Origin of the sequence: Prevotella sp. S7 MS 2, assembly GCF_000762865.1 — a bacterium.
Lineage (GTDB): Bacteria > Bacteroidota > Bacteroidia > Bacteroidales > Bacteroidaceae > Prevotella.
Genome location: NZ_JRPT01000103.1, coordinates 1 through 2,675, shown reverse-complemented (window position 1 = coordinate 2,675; position 2,675 = coordinate 1). Strand labels below are relative to the sequence as shown.

General features: G+C 37.6%; 2 protein-coding genes. Both read right to left on the bottom strand.

From position 1 onward, the window contains the following. Nucleotides 1-94: 94 nt before the first annotated feature. A complete protein-coding gene (locus tag HMPREF0671_RS11535) occupies nucleotides 95-1,420 on the bottom strand; it encodes a TolC family protein (RefSeq protein ID WP_036900907.1) in 1,326 nt (441 codons plus the stop codon). A gap of 175 nt (nucleotides 1,421-1,595) precedes the next feature. Next, nucleotides 1,596-2,198, bottom strand: coding sequence for a riboflavin synthase (locus HMPREF0671_RS11530; protein ID WP_036900905.1), 603 nt, complete (start codon nucleotides 2,196-2,198; stop codon nucleotides 1,596-1,598). Nucleotides 2,199-2,675: the final 477 nt, after the last annotated feature.

The following is a 2,675-nucleotide window of genomic DNA, read 5'->3' as shown; positions in this document are numbered from 1 at the left end:
CCAATTTTGACACACCCTCTTGATATCTTGATGAATAATATTGTTATTCAATTATTTGTAGCATTTTATCTTTATTCCTTTATCTCTTTAGTGTTCACTCTTGGTAGAACTTGAGCATGTTAATATATAATATAGACATATATTTGCTCTGTAGTTCGTTTTGTTGTGCTGTGAGTAATTTATCTTTTCCAGTCATGAGTTCAACGATATTCTTTAATCCTAAGCGAAATTGCTCGCTTAATAGTTCATAACTAGTTTTTGCACTCTCCACACTTACTCTTGCTGCCTTAAATTGGTTTTGATTGGTAGTGGCTTGCAACCAATAGTTTTCGATAGTAGAGTAGAGAGTCGTCTGCTCATTTTTTAAGTCAAGCATACTGTTTTCCCTCATTAATCTAGCTTTGTTGATAGCTGTTTTAGATGTCCTGTTATCAAATATGGGTACACTGATGGTTACTCCAGCCCCTGTAGAGAAGTTATTTTTTAATTGGCGTCCCCATGCGTTATCATTCATAGAGGTGGTACTCGTACTTATTCCAGCATTGACACTAATGGTCGGCATTTTTTGAGCTTTGGCAATGGCTATCTGTAAGTCACTTTGAGCAATGCTATTCTGATAACTTTTAATTTCCGGACGATTATCCAGTGCCGCATTATAAATCATATTCATCGTCGGAATCTGTTGCAATGCTTGCTCATCTGTCGTTGATGGAATCGCGATATTAAAATCTTTATCGTCTGTAATTTGTAGGAGTTCTTTTAATTGTCTTTTGTAGTTCTTCACTTGACTTTCTGCCGAGACAACGTTGTATTCATCTTGTGCGCGTTGCGAGGTTAGTTGTGCTAGGTCGGCTTTACTCATCTTACCCACTTGCACCATTTCTTTTCCTCTGTCTTCGTTCTTGGTACTTGTTTCCAAACTTTCTTTGTTTACCTTAATGGCCTCGCTGGAATATAGTATCTGAACATAGAGTTGAGCTATCTGTTCTTGGATATTACGTGCAGTAGTCGCAGAGTCTATAATTGCTTTGTTTTCAACCAGTTGATTTAATTTAATGTTGTTTCTGTTTTGATTACCGTTCCATAATATCCAATTGCTACTGATGGCATAGTTTCCATTGTAATATGTTTTGTCCACGGCTAGCTTTGAATAACCATCCCCACTGATACCACTAGTTATCCACGGAGTGTAACCTATATTTTGGCTTGTAGACGCACTTAACGAGGGGAGAAGTGCTGCTTTCGATTGTAACACGTCTTCGTGAGCGCTCAGTTTATTTATTTTTTGCTTCTGTAGTGAGATATTATTTTGCAATGCGTAGTTTATACAGTCTTGCAACGACCACTCTCTAGCCATACTTGTCATGGGTATTGCGCATAGAGCTAGGCTCAATAGTTGTGTGACAATCTTATTATACATATCTATAATTGGTTGATGATTTTGTTAATATGAAATCTTACGCGTAGATTCTATTTTACTATTTGATGAAAAGAGAGAAGCAAAAGTTGCTTTACTCGTCTTATATTAACATTCTTTTAAAAAGATATTGTACAATGTATAGCGTTTATGATGCATATATGCTAAAAGGCTGCAATCACGATAATGATTGCAGTCTAGCTATGTATTTACCTAAGATGTCAAACTCAATATTGACCGTAGAACCTACCGATATATCACAGAAGTTGGTAAACTCTCTGGTATAGGGGATAATGGCTACTGTGAAACTATCTTCTGTTGGCTCGCATACGGTTAGAGATACACCATTCACTGTCACGCTACCTTTATCTACAGTGAAATATCCTCTTTTTATCATCTCAGAATTTTGCTGATATTTAAATGTAAAGTAAGTAGAACCATTTGCATCCCGCATATTAATGCAAGTGGCAGTCTCGTCTACATGTCCTTGTACAATGTGTCCGTCAAGCCGACCGTTCATAATCATGGAGCGTTCCACGTTTACTTTGTCGCCTACTTTAAGTAGTCCAAGGTTCGACCGATCCAAAGTCTCTTTCATAGCTGTTACTGTATAGGTATCCCCCGAAATACTAACGACCGTCAAGCAAACACCATTGTGGGCAATACTTTGGTCAATTTTCAATTCGTCTACAAACGAACACTTCAGCGTGAAGTCTATGTTTTCCCGTTCCTTATTGATAGCTACTAGTGTAGCCATTTCTTCTACAATGCCACTAAACATATTTTAAATATTTATTTCTGTGTAGAGACGGAGTGTATCTCGCTTGGTTGTCATCTCTTTTAACCAAAAGGAGACGATGCATGCATCGTCTCTACACATTGGATATAATATCCATCTGTTTTAATAAAAAGGGGTTGCCCGATGATGTGATGAAACTCCGAGAAATCAATGATTGAGAGTCCTCCGTCTTTGTAATCCACCGGTCTTGCGACTTACCTCTTACGAGTTTATGTGGCCCGCCATTAACAAAAGGAACATCCTCGGTTTTCGATATTATTTGATGAGTATCCCGATCAAACCGACACAACCCCAAAGTCGTTCTCCTTTTATTCTTTTTATGCAAAGATAGCACCAATGAAAACTTGTTTTCAAATTGCCGAGTGCAACTTTACCTTATGCAAAGATAGCATCTTTTTCATTTCCCTCCAAATATTTATAGGAAAAAGGAAAGAGCACTTCATGGCAGTCTTCTTTTCG

Coding starts and splice junctions, on each gene's coding strand:
- HMPREF0671_RS11535 (WP_036900907.1), bottom strand. CDS start 1,420: ATGTATAATAAGATTGTCACACAACTATTGAGCCTAGCTCTATGCGCA.
- HMPREF0671_RS11530 (WP_036900905.1), bottom strand. CDS start 2,198: ATGTTTAGTGGCATTGTAGAAGAAATGGCTACACTAGTAGCTATCAAT.